The organism is Mycobacterium sp. IDUB_9, from assembly GCF_055419505.1.
The window spans coordinates 358,022-376,577 of the sequence record NZ_JBVAXU010000001.1; the positions used below are offsets into that span (position 1 = coordinate 358,022).

9 protein-coding genes are annotated in these 18,556 nt (G+C 64.7%); 6 read left to right on the plus strand and 3 right to left on the minus strand.

All coding sequences use genetic code 11. The features are described 5' to 3' along the window. Positions 1-137: 137 nt before the first annotated feature. The 4 genes from ACZY08_RS01865 to ACZY08_RS01880 all read left to right on the plus strand — a co-directional run bounded on the left by ACZY08_RS01865 (position 138) and on the right by ACZY08_RS01880 (position 12,594). Positions 138-2,657, plus strand: coding sequence for an arylsulfatase (locus tag ACZY08_RS01865; protein WP_463742918.1), 2,520 nt, complete (start codon positions 138-140; stop codon positions 2,655-2,657). A gap of 186 nt (positions 2,658-2,843) precedes the next feature. Continuing rightward, the gene (locus ACZY08_RS01870; protein WP_463742919.1) at positions 2,844-3,455 is read left to right on the plus strand and encodes a maleylpyruvate isomerase family mycothiol-dependent enzyme; all 612 of its coding nucleotides are present in this window, start codon (positions 2,844-2,846) and stop codon (positions 3,453-3,455) included. A 64-nt stretch (positions 3,456-3,519) separates the two neighbouring features. After that, positions 3,520-8,103, plus strand: a complete 4,584-nt coding sequence (locus ACZY08_RS01875) for a LysM peptidoglycan-binding domain-containing protein (protein ID WP_463742920.1) — start codon at positions 3,520-3,522, stop codon at positions 8,101-8,103. A 3-nt stretch (positions 8,104-8,106) separates the two neighbouring features. Beyond that, the gene (locus tag ACZY08_RS01880; RefSeq protein ID WP_463742921.1) at positions 8,107-12,594 is read left to right on the plus strand and encodes a hypothetical protein; all 4,488 of its coding nucleotides are present in this window, start codon (positions 8,107-8,109) and stop codon (positions 12,592-12,594) included. Between the two features lie 12 nt (positions 12,595-12,606). On the opposite strand, the gene ACZY08_RS01885 is transcribed toward ACZY08_RS01880, so the two are convergent. From ACZY08_RS01885 to ACZY08_RS01895, 3 genes are read right to left on the minus strand one after another with little or no spacing between them, the layout of a single operon-like run. Then, the gene (locus ACZY08_RS01885; protein WP_463742922.1) at positions 12,607-14,430 is read right to left on the minus strand and encodes an ABC transporter ATP-binding protein; all 1,824 of its coding nucleotides are present in this window, start codon (positions 14,428-14,430) and stop codon (positions 12,607-12,609) included. 25 nt (positions 14,431-14,455) lie between these two features. Further along, the gene (locus ACZY08_RS01890) at positions 14,456-15,379 is read right to left on the minus strand and encodes a hypothetical protein (RefSeq protein ID WP_463742923.1); all 924 of its coding nucleotides are present in this window, start codon (positions 15,377-15,379) and stop codon (positions 14,456-14,458) included. Positions 15,380-15,429: 50 nt separating this feature from the next. Then, on the minus strand, positions 15,430-16,104 hold the full coding sequence (locus tag ACZY08_RS01895; protein WP_463742924.1) for a hypothetical protein: 675 nt from the start codon (positions 16,102-16,104) through the stop codon (positions 15,430-15,432). Between the two features lie 273 nt (positions 16,105-16,377). On the opposite strand from ACZY08_RS01895, the gene ACZY08_RS01900 reads away from it, so the two are divergent. After that, positions 16,378-17,238 carry a helix-turn-helix transcriptional regulator gene (locus ACZY08_RS01900; RefSeq protein WP_463742925.1) on the plus strand — a complete coding sequence of 287 codons (861 nt, stop codon included), beginning with the start codon at positions 16,378-16,380 and terminating at the stop codon, positions 17,236-17,238. Between the two features lie 173 nt (positions 17,239-17,411). Next, positions 17,412-18,533: a hypothetical protein gene (locus ACZY08_RS01905; RefSeq protein WP_463742926.1), complete on the plus strand. Its 1,122-nt coding sequence runs from the start codon at positions 17,412-17,414 to the stop codon at positions 18,531-18,533. Positions 18,534-18,556 lie beyond the last annotated feature (23 nt).

Consider the following 18,556-nt stretch of genomic DNA (forward strand, 5'->3'; position numbering starts at 1 on the left):
ATATCACCCTTAACGGGTGAGCACAGGGCGCCTTTCTCAAAGGTAAATACCTTGGCCCACAATGGATTTCAACTTTTATTAGCTCGTGCGGTGATTTATCCGGACAATGTGCCCAATCGGGCATAGTGTCAAACAACATGGAATCGAACAACGATGACATGGCCCAGACCGATGGCAACAAGCGCGGCAAACTGTCGAGACGTTCGATGCTGGGGGGCATCGCCGCTACCGGAGTCGGAGTAGCCGCAGCCGGCGCGTTCGTCGCCGGATGTGAAGACAACTCGGGAAAGCCGGGCCCTAGCGGAAAAGCCGGCCCGCCCGATTACGGGACCGGCATCAACGAAGGCTTCGACGGGAAGATCGAACTGGATGTTCGTGACTCGAAGCCGGATTGGAAGCCCTTCGAGCTCAAGCATGCCCCGGAGGGTGCGCCGAATGTCCTGGTGGTGCTCTTCGACGACACCGGCATGGCCTCATGGTCGCCATATGGCGGACGGATCAACATGCCGACGCTGCAAAAGCTGGCCGACAACGGGCTCACCTATTCGCAGTGGCACACCACGGCATTGTGTTCGCCCACCCGGTCCTGTTTGTTGACCGGCCGCAACCACCACGTGAATCGGTTCGCGAGCATCACCGAGGGGTCCGACGGCTTCCCGGGCGCGGCGGCCCGACTGCCCGCCCAGTGCGCGACCGTCGGACAAGTGTTGCAGGACAACGGCTACAGCACGTTCTGGGTCGGTAAGGACCACAACGTGCCGGAAGAGGATGTCTCCAGCGGTGGCAGCAAATCGGAGTGGCCGCTGCAGAAAGGCTTCGACAGGTTCTACGGCTACCTGGGCGGCGAAACCAACCAGTGGTACCCGGACCTGACGGAGGACAACCGGTTCATTGAGCAGCCGTACGCCCCCGAACAGGGATATCACCTGTCGAAGGACCTTGCCGATCAAGCGATCCGGATGTTGCGCGATCAGCGTTCCAGCAACCCGTCCAAGCCCTGGTACATGTGGTTCTGCCCGGGCGCGAACCACGCCCCGCATCACAGCCCCGAGGAGTACTCGGCGAAATACAAGGGCAAGTTCGACGACGGCTACGAGGCCTACCGCGAGTGGGTGCTGGGCCGGATGATCGACAAGGGCATCATGCCGAAGGGTACTGAGCTGACCCCCATCAATCCGCTACCCGAGGACGTCGCGTCGGAGGCCGATGCGGTACGTCCGTGGGATTCACTGAACCCCGACGAGAAGAAGCTGTTCAGCCGGATGGCCGAGGTGTTCGCCGGTTTCTCCGAGTACACCGACGCCCAGGTGGGCCGTGTCGTCGACTATCTGGAGCAGACCGGGCAGTTGGACAACACCGTCATCTTCTATTGCGCCGACAACGGCGCGTCCGGTGAGGGATCTCCGAACGGTTCGGTCAACGAAAACAAGTTCTTCAACGGCTACCCGGACGACCTCGCCGAGAACATGAAGATGCTCGACGTGATCGGCACCCCCGACACCTACAACCACTATCCGACCGGCTGGGCGGTCGCGTTCTCCACGCCGTTCCAGATGTTCAAGCGCTACTCGCAGTTCTCCGGCGGCACGTGCGATCCGATGGTCATCCACTGGCCCAAGGGCATCAAGGCCAAGGGCGAGGTGCGCCACCAATATCACCACGCCACGGACGTTGTCCCGACGATCCTCGACGTCGCGGGAATCAAGATGCCGGAGGAGTACCGCGGCATCAAGCAGTATCCGGTCAACGGGGTGTCGATGCGGTACAGCTTCGACGGTGCGGATACCCCCACCGCCAAAAAGCGGCAGTACTACGCGATGCTGGGCACCCGCGGTATCTGGGCCGACGGCTGGAAGGCGTCGGCACTACACGCGCCCATCAGCGGAAAGGGCCATTTCGATCAGGACAAGTGGGAGCTCTTCCACGTCGACGAGGATCGCTCCGAGGCCAAGAACGTCGCCGATCAGAATCCGGAGAAGCTCAAGGAGCTGATCGACGCGTGGAACGAAGAGGCCAAGAACAATTACGTCCTGCCCCTCGACGATCGCGTTGCCGTCGAAATGACCACCATCGAGCGGCCGCAGTTCGAACCGCCACGCAATCGCTACCTGTACTACCCGGATACCGCGCCGGTGCCTGAAGGCGTGGCGGTCAACATCCGCGGCCGGTCCTACAAGGTCATCGCCGATGTGGATATGACCAAGGATGCCCAGGGCGTGTTGTTCGCCCATGGTTCGCGCTTCGGTGGGCACGCACTGTTCATCAAGGACAACAAGCTGCACTACGTCTACAACTTTCTGGGCATCAAGCCCGAGCAGGTGTTCGTCTCCGGTCCGTTGCCGGAGGGCAAGCACGCGCTGGGCATGGAGTTCATCTGGGAAAAGAAGGGCGAGCACGGCGAATCCCTGGGAACCACAATCCTTTACGTAGACGGCAAGGAGGCCGCGAAGGGGCCGATGCGGGCCCAGATCGGCAAGTTCACTCTCGCCGGTGACGGGTTGTGCGTGGGTTTCGACAGCGGCGACAGGGTGTCCGAGCTCTACGAGACGCCGGGTCGGTTCACCGGCGGCACCATCAGGGGCGTCGCGGTCGACGTGAGCGAGGAGAAGTACGTCGACCTTAACCGGGAGGCGCAGGCCGCGTTCGCGACCGACTGATCAGGCGGCGACGGCGACTCTCTGGCCCAGCAGCGGGTGCTGGGCCAGAGTGCTGTATGGACACCCTGTGGCGAACGTGCAGGCTGTTGAGGCGAAACTGCGAATCCCGGGGGCAAAAGCCTGCACGTTCGTCACAGCGCCCCTCGCGACTAGTTTGATCAGAGAACCCTGACGATTGGAACAGCCGTGGACTCCGACACCATCTGGCGCAATGTCGATGAACAGCGCGGACAGCTCGCTGATCTCCTCGACACCCTCCGACCCCAACAATGGGCCACGCCGTCACTGTGCGCGGGCTGGACGGTGCGCGAGGTCGCCATCCACATCACGCAGTCCCACGCGAGCGTCGGCGAGATGTTGCCGGCAGCGCTCAAGTCAGGCTTCCGGTTCGACGCCATGGTCCGCCGGGCGGCGCTGGAGGACCCGTCCGACCCGGCCGCCGTCACGGCGCGGCTGCGCGCGATGGCGGGGTCGCGTAAACGCCCGCCGCTGACCAAAGAGGTCGATCCGCTGCTGGATATCCTGATCCATACACAGGACATCTGCATCCCGCTCGGGATCGACCGGCCGATGCCTACTGCTGCCGCCGTCGCCGTCGCGGACCGCTTGTGGCACATGAAGTTTCCGTTCGCCCCGCAGCGGGACCTGCCGGGCTACCGGTTCGTCGCCACCGATGCCGACTACGCCGTCGGCCCGGAGTGGGGTGGGCGGCGCGAGGCGCCGATCCGTGACATCGTGCTGATGTTCTCGCGACGACGCGACGTGCCCGACGCGGAACCCGAGCCCGAGCCCGAGTAGCCGGCCAAGAATCGAGTAGTCCGCTACTCATGTAATCCGGCCACCGCGATGTGACGCTCTGTGCATGGGGACATCAGTCGGCTGGGACCGGCAACAGGTGGCTGGACCGGGGTCCGCCTCACCGGACAGCGATATCACCGCAGTATCCCGATTCCGCGACAACCTGGAAGTCTGGTGGACCGGGCCGGATAACGTTGTGCACGGCGGCTTCTGGTACGACGATGGCCAAGGCTGGAAAGGCCCATACGTCGTGCCCGGGCCGGTCGGGTCGACGCCGGCCGGCGGCCTGACCGCCGCCTCGCGGATCAACACCAGCATGGAGGCGTGGTGGATCGGCGCGGAAACCTCGGTGCGCGGTGCGTTCTGGTACGACGACAGCAAGGGTTGGCGCGCGTATCACGACCCTGTGGCGCTCCCGACGGCCGCAGCCCCCACGAGCGGCGTGGCCTCCTTGTCACGCATCGACACCAGCATGGAGATCTGGTGGGTCGGCTTGAACGGGTCGGTGCAGGGCGCTTTCTGGTACAAGGGCCAGCATCACGATGCGTGGCAGCGGTACGAACTCGCGCCGCTCGGCCAGGCCTCCCCGACCAGCGGCATCGCCGCGGTCTCACGGATCGACACGGCGATGGAGATCTGGTGGGTGGGCCCGCAGGGCTCGGTGGAGGGCGGCTACTACTACGCCACTGACACCAAGCCGTGGCAGACCTACACGGTCGCGCCCAATGGCAGTGCCTCTCAGACACACAGCATCGCGGGGGTGTCCCGCAGGCCCAAGAGTATGGACGTCGTCTGGATCACCCCGGACGGCGGTGTCGAGGGCGCCTTCTGGAATGAGGGTGACGACTGGGCCCGCTACCCCGACGCGCTGGCACCTGCCGGCAGCGCGTCGAAGACCGGCGGTCTGGCCGCCGTAGCCCGTTCCGACGCCAGCATCGATGTGTGGTGGATCGGTACCGACGGCTCGGTGCAGGGGGCGACCTGGAACGAGGGTGTGGGCTGGCGTCGCTACGACGACCCGGTCTCAGGGCCCGGTACGGCCTCGAAAACCGGTGGTCTGGCGGCGATGTCACGAACCGAAACCACGACCGAGGTGTGGTGGATCTCCGACGACGGTTCCGTGCAGCTCGCCATCCGCGACGAAGCCAGCGGCCCGTTCTCGTTCCGCATCCTGCGCCCGGACGATCTGGTGCACCTGGAGATCGACGTCGTCGGCTGTCGGCTGAGTTCCAGTTCGGGGATTGTCCCGACGCCGACGCCGGTGGCCGACACCCATGTGGTGCAGGCCGGAGACACGTTGTGGGACATCGCCAACCACTTCTACCACGATCCGTTCAAGTACCACCTGATCGCCAACGCGAACCACCTGGCCAACCCGAACCTGATCATCGTCGGGCAACGGCTGACCATCCCCCGGCTGACGCCGCCGCCACCGCCGCGGTCTCAGATCGTCGCGGTCGACGACGGCGCACACATGATCGTGCACTTCGGGGTGCAGAACATCTACGAAGAGTGGTTCCTCAAAACGGCTTTCCCCGACGCCGACAAACAGCCGTCGGCGGTATCGCGAGCTCGTGCCGCGAACTCGTCACGGGTGGTGTTCGAACTGCCCCCGAAGACCCGCATCGACTACACGGTGTCCGGCGTTCTGGCCGCGCTCACCACTCTCGGGTTGCGGGTGGCACCACTCGCGCTGCCGCGCGTAGCCCCTGGGGATGAGCGCCCTGCCTCCGCGAAAGGTGCGAACGGCATTCCGACGGCACCCAAACTGGATCAGACAGCGATCGAAGCTCCGTACCGACTTGTCTTGTCGCCCAATCACAAGTATTGCGGATTCGTACATTCTGCGGATGCGCACACCGCCAACGATGACACGTCCCGTGTCGAGCTCTGGCATACGCGGTTGGGCGTGCGGGTAGTGAAGGACGGCACGTTCGTCCGCATCGACGAAGACGACGCTGAACACCGGACCGTGCGGCCGATCTGGGCTCGCGATAAGGAGCTGGAGGTTCCGGCCCCGCCCGATACAGGATTCGATGGATCGCTGACACCGCGGTATCGCCGTCTCATCGTGCACCAGAGCGCGGATGCGCAAAAAGTCGAGCCAGAGCCGTTCGCAGTCGATCGGCTGTATCTGAGTTCGCTTGGTGCCTGGCTGGATTGGCGGGTCACGTGGGATGAGAACCTGTATCCGGGCGATAAGCTCAGCGCCTACCGGCATCTGGCCACACAGGGCCGGGACCAGTATGTGCGGGTCGAGGAACCCATCTACCTCTTCCCCTTCGGGCACCGCGGCACCAAGATCACGATCACCGAACGCAAGATCAAACTGAACACGCCGAATCCGGCGGCCTACCTGTATCAGCGCACGTACATCGTGCTTCGCGAACGCACGCGCCGTTACGACGCCACCAAGGCGCCGACCGATCTACCGTTCGTCGCGGTGTCGATCGATCCCGTGGTCTCACCTGACCTCGATGAGATCGATCACCCGGACCAGCCGTTTGTCCCGGCCGTCGGTGGAAAAGCGTTCGGTTGGAAGATCACCGGGGTCGACCACGCCGGGCATCTGGTCACGCTGACAACGGCATTGGTCGCCGTTCCCCGCAACGGCACTGCGTTCGGGCAGGCACTCAAGACCTGGCAAGACTCTGTCGTCAAGTCGACGCAACCCCCTGAGCTCGTGCACCCTATCGACGTCGGCGGCGCCGAGGTGGCCTTCGCGCCGGAGGCCAACCGGGGTGACACCACCTCGCGGGTGCAATACATCGAGTTCACCGGCGTCGCGGGGCCGGAAACAAGTACACCTTCGATGCTCAAGGCTCACATCGAGATTCCGGCGCTCACCGCCCTCAACGGGGGTCGTAAACCGATCGGCGTGACGTATCGCGACAAGTACATCGCCGGCGGCTTCTCGGCCAACCAATCAGAGATTTTCCTGACGCTGGATCCCGCGGACACCACCAAGCTCGACTTCTCCGGCGGCAGCGACAAGGGCGGCGGGTTCATCGAGCCCAGTACCGCGATCACCGCGCTGTCGCGCAAGCACGGCGCGGTCGGCGACGCCGGCGGGGGCGCAGCGGGAGGCATCGACGACGGCAAGTTCGACCCGACACGGTTCCTCGGCAGCGCAGGCCCGAAACTCTTCGGCTTGCTCAGTCTGGCGGACATCCTGGAACTCGATACCCCTCTGACGCAGGCACCCAAGCTCATCGCCAACCAGCTGGGCTTCGTCGCCTCGGTGCCCGCTGAATACGCGAACCTGAAACTCGCACTGGAGAAATCCGTCACGACTCTCCAGTCCGACGTCAGCAATCCGAGCACCCCGGATGCCCTCAAGCAACGGTCCCAGGCCTTGCTGACACAGGCCAACGACGCACTTCAGGCGCTGAGCGGACACGGGCCGGATCAGCTGGTGCAGGCTCTAGCCCAACTGGACATCGGCACGGCCGCCGCGGAGGCCAACGCGATCCTCGGCACGCTCGGCAAGACCAAACAGCTGGCGAGCAGTCCGGATCTCGCTGCCTTCCTCCGTTCGATGGTCCAACGGTCGCTGCAGTCACTGGAATCGGTGCTCGCCACTGCGAAGAAGAGCACGGACCTGCTGGCCGCTCTCCGCGCATCCAGCGCGGGCAACGTCGTCCGCTACGACTGGTTCCCCACAATCAAAGGCTGGCCGGCCGGCGCCGACGTCAAGCACATCTTCCACCCCAACGCTCCGGACGGCCTGGCGATCTCGGTGGAGGTGCGCACCCCCAAGGACGGCAAGCCGCAATCGGATATCAGTGCACAGCTTCGCGATTTCGAACTGAGACTGCTCCCTGCCACAGATCCCCTGATCACGATGAGATTCGCCCGGCTGGGATTCCGGATATCGACCGGCGGCAAACCGGAGGTCGACGTCCTCTTCAGCAACATGGTGTTCGGTGGCGTGCTGTCCTTCATCGAGAAGCTGCGTCAGGTCATCCCGTTCGACGGGTTCTCCGATCCGCCGTATGTCGACGTCACCCCCGAAGCCGCCCGGGCCGGATTCGACCTGGCGCTGCCGAGCCTGGCGATCGGTGTGTTCAGCCTGGAGAACATCCGCCTGGGCGCCGATTGCCGGGTGCCGTTCCTCGGCGAGGCCGTCACCGTCGGCTTCTTCTTCTGCACCAAGGAGGCGCCGTTCCGGCTCACCGTGCTGGCGATCGGTGGCGGTGGCTGGGTCGGACTCCGGTTGGCCCCAAAGGGTCTGGTGCTGCTGGAGATGGGCTTGGAGGCCGGGGCCTCGCTGAGCGTCGACCTGGGCGTCGCCTCGGGATCGGTGTCGGTGATGGTCGGTGTCTACCTGCGTCTGGAAGATGACGAAGGGAAGCTGACCGCGTACTTCCGGATTCGAGGCGAGGTGGAGGTACTGGGCATCGCCTCGGCATCCATCACGCTCGAGCTGTCCATGACGTACGACACCAAGACCGGCAAGTTGACCGGGCGGGCCAGCTTGGTCGTCGAGATCGAGGTGGCGTTCTTCTCCGCGTCGGTGGAGATCACCTGCGAACGCAAGATCGCGACTCGCGACGGTGATCCGTCCCTCAAAGACATCATGCCGCCCGACGAGGGCGGACAGGACATGTGGAAGAACTACTACACCTCGTTCGCGATCGGAGCGTAGACCATGGCGACCACCACCCGCGTGATGACCACGGTGCTGCCGTACTCGGTCGACCCGGACGGCACCTTCCATGTGTCCCTGTTGTTCTCGCATCGGCTTACCGGCAGCGCAAAGCTGTCCGATTATCCGGCGGTGGTCAACTGGGTGAAGTCGCTCAAGGCGGCCACGTTCACTCTGCACACCGATGCCCTGGACCCGGTTCGGTGCACACCGCTACTCGGAGTGACAGATGAAAGTGTGTGGCTGAAGGCGTTTCCCGCGGACACCACCACGGTTGCCGACTTTCCGAATCCCGATGTTACGCAGAATGACTGGAAGAGCTACCCGGCCCACCGCACGCCCGATCACGCCTTCGACGCCCACAACGCGTCGGCATGCGCCTCCCCGGTCAGCCGTCCGGCGGTCACCACGGCCCCGCTGGCAGCGGAGCTGTTCACCACACTCGGTGACATCGAGGGACTCCGGGAATTGATAGCCGGGTTGCTGAACTACCGCGCGCGCCGCGACCGCGACCTCGACAACTTGGAGGCAGCGCGGACCCGAACCGTGCAGGGAGCCCTGGCGCCGACCAAGCCTGCGCCCGATGCCGGGCCACCCGCCGGCGGCGGCGGGGGCGGCGGACCGCACCTCGGCATTCAGGAAGAGGGAGGACAAGAGGCTTCGATCGTCCTTCCCAAGTCCCCGATCGACCTCCTGCTCTCGGCGGAGAATGTCGACAATCACGTCAGCAATTACATTGCGCAGCTTGATGACACCACCGCCAATACGCCTGTCAAGAAGATGCTGCGCGATGTGCACGCCGCCGTCGGCTACTACCACCGTCCCGAAGAGCAGCCACACGACACCGACAACCTGGCGGACGAAGCTCCTCCCCGCACACCGCATCCCGATCCGGATTTCCATGAGCGGGCGGCTGCAGCCGGCAGTGTGAAGACCTTGGCCCGAGCACTCGGCCTGGTGGTCGACGTGAAGGTCCACAAGGACGATCTGGCGAAACTAGCCACCGCTAACCGGATCTGGTGCGACGTCACGATCGCGCAGACCGAGAAGTACGTCTCCCCGGTCACGCTGTGCACCACCTCGGGCACACAATTGCTGGCACAGGCCAGGGAGCCTGACCGCTGGACCGGCGGGCGGCTGCGCCTGGGTGACGAGGACCGCTACCGGGTACTGGATCTGGATCCCGACGCGGGCGGCATGTCCGTGGAGCAGATGCTGCGGAGCGTGCTGCGTGCCCTGGCGATCGAAGTCAACGGCGACGGCGGCTCTTTCGCGCCACCTAGTGTGCGCGCCACGGGATTCGCGGTGGCCGAGATCGATCGCCCGGACCGGCTCAAGGATCAACTCGACACCAGCCCGAAGGGTGAACCCGCCGTCGACCAGGGCGGCGCACAGCCGGGTCCCGACCTCAAACTCGAGCACCTGCTGCGCGGTACCCGGCTCGAGGTGTGGGACGACCTCACCAACAGCTGGCACAGTCTGCATGAGCGGTCGGTGGTCGCATCGTTCGGCAAAGACGAGATCTTCAAAGCCAACGACGACGCCGGGCATCTGCAGAACCCGCCGATGAGCCAGGTATCGGGCGATCCGACCAACAACCCCTTCTATGTGCACGAAGTGCTGGCCGGTTGGGATGGTTGGAGCCTTTCGGCGCCACGACCGGGAAAGCTGGTGATTCACAACCCTTCCGATGCCCCGGAGCCCGGTAAAGAACGAATCACCGACAAGCAGGAGGCCACCGCGAATCCGGGACTCGGGGTACGGTCGACCGCCAAGCACGGCTCACTGCCGGCACTGCGGTACGGCTGCAGGTACTCGTTCCGGATCGCCGGGGTGGACCTGGCCGGCAACAGCGTGCCGATGAACACGGATCTGCCGCCCGTCGTCTCAGAAGCCCAGATCCAGGCCGCGACGGCCTATCTGGACGGCGTCCGCACGAAGACGACGGCACGCGACAACGCCAGTGTCACGGCAGACCTGCGGACGCGGGGCAAGCTGCAGGCTCCGACGTTGGGCACCGGCAACGGGGTGCGCGCCGAGGCCGAACGTGCGATGGCCTCGGTGATCAGCACCGCGTCGTCGGTGCGGACCCGCCCGGAGCTGGACACCCCGCCCGAGGACCTGGCCCGGTTGATCGCCGATGCTGACGCCGCGACCATCACGGTGCCCAAACCGTTCCTGCGCTGGGATCCGATCACCGCGCCCACCCTCGTACCTCGCGCGGCGTACGTGACCGGTGAGTCCCTACAGCGCATGGTGATCCGCACCGGATTGACGGGAACACCGGGCGTGACCGAACGCCACATCGTGCCACCGAAGGGCAGCGAACTCGAAGCCGAGCAGGACGGCCGTCTCGATGGGCTGATGCGGGAAGGCCACGTGGCGCGGGCTTACGCGATCGCCCTCAAGGAGCGCGGCAGCCTATTTTACAAGGAGGTCCAGGACCTCGACAATCCGAAGGGCACCATCATTCAGCCCGGCATCAAGCTGCTCTCGATGCCCAATGTCACCAATCCCCTGACGTTGGAAGAGATCCAGGACCCCGAGGTGCAGCCCGCGGCGGGACAGTACATCGTGCACGACGTCGACAACCTGTTGATCCCATATCTGCCGGATCCGATGGCCGACGGCGTGGCGCTGGTGTTCTACGAAGCCGGGGCGGATCACAAGTTCACCAACCCTCGTGTGCTGCAGTCGGTCACGCTCAAGTACGCCGGCGAGTGGCCGCTGCTACAGCCACTGCGCCTGGTGCTACACAACGCCCCGCGGTTGGACGCCGAGCAGGTCGGCAACGTCATCCACGTCGGGCTGCCACCCGGTGAGCAGGTCGCGGTCAAGGTGTCCTCCACCCTCGATGACGCCCATCTGAACAAGATGGGCCTGTGGGTGACCAGCCCGATCAACGATCCCAATGTGCCGGAGGCCGACCGTGAGGTGCTGGCCGCGGCGGCCCGCGACGGTTGGCTGTGGTGGCTCACCCCGGACGAAGACCTGCGCCTGGTCCACGCCACGGCGCGGCCGGCAATACCCCCGAAGATCTCCAGGCTCGTCGCCGAACCCCGCTCGGCCAACGTCGTCGCAGCCAATCTGGACGGCGTGCTCGACGTCCACGGGGCGAGTACCGACAAGGTCGAGTTGCGCGCGGAATGGACTGAGCGCGTCGATGATCCGAATGCATCCGAGTGGACGTTCCGCACCACGCGGGAAGTCGTCGTCAGTCATCGGATCGAGGAGAATGAACGCTTCTCGCTGCTCACCCTCGACCCGAACGCGAAACACGTCGGCTCCCGCGACGCCGAGGTGCCGGTCAGGCGTGCCGTTCACACGCTGCCGGATACCAAGGCACGCACGGTGACCTACCAGTTGTACGGATCGTCGCGGTATCGGGAGTTCTTCGTCCCCGATGAACTGCCGGCTGTCGATGACCCTGACTCGATGGGCAACAAGGTCGAGGTCAGCATCCCGAACTCGGCGGTTCCCGCGCCGCCGGTGGTCCATGATGTGATTCCGATGTTCCTGTGGGAACAGACAACTGAACCCGAACATCCGTTCGCGATCCGGCGTAGCCGTCGCAGCGGGGTCCGGATCTGGCTGGACCGGCCGTGGTTCTCCAGTGGGGATGGCGAGATGCTGGCGATCATCGCCACCGGTGATCCAGCGCTGGCGAAGGACAAGACCGACAGCGTCAGCCTGTGGGCTCGCGACCCGATCCTGGCCGGGGCCAAGATTCCCGATTCCTACGAGGTGCCGGTGCTCACGGCGTGGCAGCAACGGGCGGTGCAGTTGAACCTCGAACCGGAGAGCCTCCCGGGTCGGCCCGAGCTGCACGTGGTCAAACCCGGCAGTCCGACCGCAGGCGACAAGGTGATGAACGCCTACGCCTACACCCCAGATTTCGACAAGGACCGTAAGCGCTGGTACGTCGACGCGGTCTTCGAATCAGCCGGGGTCAACTGGCCCTTCCTGCGACTCGCCGTCGCGCGTTATCAGCCGAATTCGATTGCCGGGATGGAGTTCTCCCAAGTAGTGGCCACCGATTTCGTCCAGTTGCCACCGGAACGCATGGGCACCCTCAGCCGTCCCGACGCCGATCATGTCCGCATCAGTGTCACCGGCACCACCTCGGTGACCAACGCACCCGGCATCACGCTGCCCAACCAGCCGGCCACCCTCACCGAGCGGTTGACCACGTCGCATCGGGTGGTTGCGACACTGCAGGTCCGTAGCAAGACCTCAGGATCGGACCTGGAGTGGAAGAGTGGCAGTGAGGTGCCGTGTGCGCTGGCCGGCGTCGATGCAACCACATACAAGGCAACGTGGACAGCAGAATTGGCGCTGGAGCCGTCCGAACAGTTGCAGACCCCGGGCACGGCCGACGACCTGCGCGTGCAGATCGAGGAGTACGAAATCCTCTCGGCTGACGAAACTCCGGGAACGCCGGGGCTCACGCCCGTCGAGCGGTTGGTGTATGCCGACCACTTCTACCTGTAGCCGCGGCGCCCATCAGCTCCCGTTCTGCACTTCGTGCAGTCGCTTGTACAGGCCGTCCTGCGCCATCAGGGTCTGATGATCACCGCTCTGCGAAATGCGCCCGTCTTCGAGCACCAGGATCCGGTCGGCCACCGCGGCAATGAAATCCAGATCATGGCTGACCACCACGCACGTGCGGTCCTTGGCGTAGCCACGGATCACCCCGATCATCCGGGCTCTCTCGTCGGCGTCGAGATTCTCGGTCGGCTCGTCGAGCAGCAGCACCTCGGGTCGGCGCAACAGACAGCGCGCCAGCGCGATCAGGCGTTTCTGCCCGCCGGAGGGGATCTGGACGTCCACCACCGTGTCGTAGCCATCGTGCATCTTGGTCGTGATGACCGAGTGGATGTGTGCCTCGGCGCAGACTTCTTCGATGTCCGCATCTGTGGCGGGCGGCCGGGCCAACCGGATGTTCTCCCGGATCGTGTCCTTGGTGAAGAACGGGAACTGGGCGAGTTTGGACACCTGATCGCGCAGTGACTCTATGGTGACGGTCGAAATATCGTTCCCGTCCAACAGGATCCGCCCGTTCTGCGGGTCCCGGAATCGCAGCATCAGGTTGAACACCGTCGACTTGCCCGAGCCGATACCACCGACCAGTCCGACTGTCTCCCCCTCGGCGACCGAGAACGACAGCCCTTCGACGATGTTCCGGCCGGGGGTGTAGCCGAAAGTCACGTTCTCGAAAACCAGGTTGCCGTGCACCTCGCCCAGCGCTACGGCATCCTCGGCCTCGCGCACGGACGGCGAAGTATCCAGCAGTTCGTAGGTCGAAATCACGTTCGGCGCCAGGGACTGGTATGTGGTGTACGCCCCTAGAACCCGTTGAGCCGCACTGAACATCACCGGAACCACACCTGCGAAGACCAGGAGGCCTGCGAATGTCAGTCCGAAGTGCGCACTGAGCCCCACACCGACCAACAGAACGATGACCGTGCTGAGGGCCACAAAGATCTGCGAGCCGTTGACGGTGGCCTGCATCCAGACAACTGAGGCCGCCGATCCCTTCGCGGCTTCCTCGGACACCTCGTGAAATCGCTTGCTGCGGACCGGTTGCGCGTTGAGCATCTGGATTTCGGCGATCCCGCTGATCGTCTGCTCCACCTCGGTGGCCATCGCTCGTTCCGCATTCATCACGCGCATCATCACCGCCTGCACGTGGCGCCCGACCAATCTGAGGGTGATCAGAGCCAGCGGCGTGAGCACCAACGCGGCCACCGTCATCTGCCACGAGATGGCCAACAGGTAGCTGATCACCACCACCAAGACGACGATGTCGATCAGCGGCGGTAGTAAGCAGTCGGTCAAGAGTCGTTGCACACCAGCAGATTCCGTCATCACCCGGTGCATCAACTCGCCACTGCGTGAGGTCAGGAAGAAGTCGAGGGACAGCGACTGCAGGTGATCGTGGACGCGCTGGCGGATATCGACCAACAGGACCCGTTCGACCTTCGCCCCGATCCAGGCGTTGACGAAGTACATGAGCTGGGTCAGGATCAGCGAGCCGGCCCAGACCACCAGAAGCACCACGAACGGCACCGGCCCGGCCAGCGATTTCAGCAGGCCGTCCTGACGGGCCACCAGCGGGCCACTCAGATCCCATACGCTGCTGAGGTTTCCGCTGTTCCCGGCCTCGGAGATGACCTGCACCATCGGCCCGAAGGCGGCCACCGTGACGTAAGGCAACGCCGAGGCGACCACCCCGATCGGCAGCAGCAGTACCAGCCCGCCCCGCACAGCCCGCAGCATGCCGAGACTGCGCCACACCAGATTCAGCGACGATGCTACGTCCGCCACGTGCACCCCCTCCGTCCTGCGAAGGCTAACCTGCGGCGTCGTTGCTGTCGCGCGAAGCCTCCGACGGCACCGGCGCATCGTCGGAGAAGAACTCGCGGATCGCGAGGAACCCACCGCGCCGGTATGCCTCGTAGGCCCAGATCGCAGCGATGATCGGCAACGGGCCGAACGCCACCCACCACCGCGCCGAGGGCGGCACCAGTTCAGCGATCACCTGAGAGCTGGGTTGATCGTCGACGACGGCCGGCAGCCATTCGTGCAACAGGATGGTCAGCATCCGGGTGGCCTCGAACGGGCCCGCCACGGTGGACAGCACCCAACTCAGGCACGCGATGATCAGCGCCCACGGCCAGGCCAGCAGGAGCGACTGGTCGTCGACGATGTCGGCGGCCGATCGGATCGATTCGGCGATGAACGCAAAACCCAACGCCACCAACAGCACACCGATCTGCGCCGCCAGCAGATCGTCGAGCACCGAGTTCGCCAGCTCGTCGCCGCTGCGCGTCGGCAGCCCGAACGCCAGGGACAGCAGGCCGGCCAATAGGGCCAGCAGCATCAGCGCCGAGGTGGAGTCGTCGACGCGCATAAACGAATCGGTCAGGATGCGCATCACCAGACGCGACGAGGACGACGGCCGCGTCCGGTACAGGATCATCACCACCAGCCCGGAGATGACGATCGAGAGCAGCCAGGCCACCACGGCCGCACAGATGATCACCAGCGCGAGGGATCCGATGACTGGAACCAATTGCTCGTTCGCGGTCTCCCCGTTGCGGACCACCAGCAGCGGCACCAGCCCGATGGCCACCACACCCAGGGCACGCACCAGGATCGGCAGGGTGAATCCGGCGATGTCGCCGGCATCGAGGTCAGGATCGGTGCGGCGGATCGAGGCGATCTCGGCACTCATCACGGAGCGCGCCCGGCGGAACGACATTCTTCGCGCCATCACGCGAATCTAAGCGGCCCAGGGCTCCCTGGTCTTGGGACACGCCACGCTCAGCGCAGGTAGAGCTCGCCGCCGGTCGGATATCCGCCACCCTTGGTGGTCAGGTGAACGTGGTCGTAATGACCGTAGCCGCCGGCTTTCGCGCCGCCGTCGGGCGTGTAATAGGTGCCGCGCCAGATAGCATCCTGCAGCGCGAACCGATCAGCGTTCTTCAGGGCATATGCCACGATCCGGTTACCGAGCGCGATGCCCTCAGAACTGCTCGGGTTGGGGATCATCACGTCGAGTGCCAGGCCGTTGGGGTGCCAGCGCAGCGCGTCGGGACGGACGCCGCCGATCTCGTGGATCTGCGGGAAGTCGGCGTGGACGCTGCGGGCGGCCAGGATCGTCTTGACCTGCAGGCCCCGCTCGGGTGCGATGCCGACGGGCAACAGCTGGGGAATGTTGATGACGCGCCAGCGCGAGGCGGTGCCGGGCTGTGCCTGCGCCGCGCTCAACGAGAGGCTCTGTACCGAGGGAGCCGACGCGGACGCGGCCGGTGCGGCGACGATCTCCATGCAGCACGGCGCGGCTTCGGGGGCCGCGATGGGCTGGGCGGTGTCCTTGACGGGATACGGGTGGGCATCGCCGCCGGCGGCGAAGAACGCAGCGACCGGCGCAAGGATTGCAGCCGCTACCGCCGGGAGTTTGCGCTGGCGGGGGCTGGCTAATGCGTGTCGGCCCACACGGGCACCATACGGGCACTTCCGGAGTAACGCAGCAACCCCTCCCCCGATCTACGAGTTTCCTCAGAAACGTGTCAAGCATCTCCGCGGCGTGTTTTCGCAGGTCATTGGTTACAAATTGGTCACGAAAATAAGAGCAGCCTAAGAGGGTTTTGGGCGCCACACCGGAGCCGCTCGGCCGGTATTCAAAACGGAAACACCATCCCGTGCACTTCCCTATCGCTACGCTCCGATCCGGATTGACGCAGCCGCAGACCGCGAGGAGGTCTCCGTGTGGCACTGAAGCCCTGGAACGGCGAACGGCCTCAGACCCGACGCATCCTGCTGGGCGAGCGCGCAGTCGGGACCCGTGGCCTGTCGCTGCGATACGCCACCGAACAGATCCACTCCTCGACCGATTGGTGCTGTTACGACGACGCCCGGCACCTGGTCTACGTCCACCGCGCCGGGCAACTGCGCTCGATGGAGACGGACCTGGACTGGGGCCCGTCAGGGCGGGCCCTTCCCAGCGTCGGCGATATCTGGGTGGTGCCGGCCGGCGACAAGTGCGCGTCCCTGGTCGAGGGGGACACCGCGGAGTACTGCGAGATCGCCATCCCCGACCATGTGCTGGGCGCGACGACTCTGATTCCGCGGGTCAAACACCGCGATCCGCTGATCCATCAGATGGTGGAGCGCATCCTCGAAGTCTCCGATCGCGACGACGCGCTCGCGCGACTCCTCGGCGATTCGATCGGCGAAACGCTCAGGCTGTTGCTCACCGACATGTACACAGTCGACCCGCCGCAGCGCGCCGAGCACCGTCCCGACACCCTGGATGCAGCGACCCGCTCGAAGATCATCGAATTCCTCGAGGACGGCATGGACTCGGAGATCACTCTCGAAATGCTTGCGCAGCAAGCGAAGATGTCAGTCGGCGGCTTTATCAAGGCATTCCGGGCCGCATACCACACTACGCCTTACCAGTACCTACTGGACCGACGCATCGAACGCGCAAAGTCGCTGCTGCTGCACACGACTCGGACTGTCACCGAGATCAGCGCGATGGTGGGGTTCTCTACGCCCAATCATTTCGCCACCGCCTTCCGGCGCCGGGTCGGCATGTCGCCCCGCAACTACCGCGACCCTCGCTGATCAAGGGCATCAGCCTCGCCGCGTCAATAATTCAAAACGTCGAAAAGAATGCGAATGTTGTTCGGCGACTTTCCAGATACCTTCGCGCGGTCAGCAATAGCTGACATCCCGCTGTTGCGAAGGAGACCTTCTTGAACCTCGCTCTACGGCCGTATATGACGGCCGGTGTCGCCTTGGTCGGCGCCGGCGTCATCGCCGTGACCCCGGTGGACGCGCCCCCGCCTCAGATGCAATCCCACTCGATACAACTCAGTGCGGCGATCGATGACCCGATCGAGGTCTTCTCCCCGGTGTTCACTCAGGCGAGCACCGTGATTCAGAATGCGATCCAAGCCGAAATCGACGATCCGTTCCCCATCATTGTCGGGCTGGCCGGCAAGCTCGCCGCGGACGGCAAAACGCTTGGCGACATCGCCAATGCGCTCGGGAAGTCCTACGGCGGGCTTGTGGCCGGCCTCCCTGGGGCATTGACCACCTACGCGCAGAAACTGGCGGCCGGCGATTTCACCGGAGCGGTCGGCGCGTTCATGCCCATCGCCATCGGACCGTTCTTCGCCACGTTCACGCAGCTTATGAACTTCCAAAGCTTCGTGAAGACCCAGTTCGATGTCACTAGGGATTTGACCAACGCCGCCATCATGGGCGCCTACGGCCTCGGCCCTGGCCAGCTTCTGTCGGTGTACGGCGTCATCGCCGCGGTGACAGGCACCCTGGACGGACTCGTGAAGGCGGTGCCGACAGGTGATCCCGGCCAGGTCATCAACGTCATCCAGCACGGCATCGCCAACATCGCGACCACGGCCCTCGGTGCTGCCGACCTCTGGAGATTCTCCTTCGACGACACCCGTCAAAAGTTCCGCGACATCCTGAACCCGCCGCCGCCGGACCCGGAGGAGCTCACCACTGCGGTGACCTCGAAGGTGACAACGCTGGCACTGCCAGCAGTCGAGACTCCCGCGATCGAGGCGCCTATCGCTGAACACGTGAGCGAAACTGCAGGCGGCGCAACTGAAGCAGATGCCGCCGCAGCCGCGCCGGCCAATTCAGCGGAAACAGTGAAACCCGCCGTGCGCGAGAGCCTCCTCTCCGTTCCCGGAAAGGTCGGCACTCTCGGCAAGGTCAATAAGCCTGCGGTGAGGGTGGCCTCCGATGTTCGCGACGGAATCTCGGCCACTGCCAAAAGGATTGGCGAAAACGTCAAGAAGGCATTCGCCAAGCCCGAGAAGAAGTCAACGAGTGCGTCGACCGGTTCCGACAACGGGGCTGGCTCCGGCAGTTCGGGAGATACCAAGTAGCAGCGCCGCGTCGCCCCCGCCCG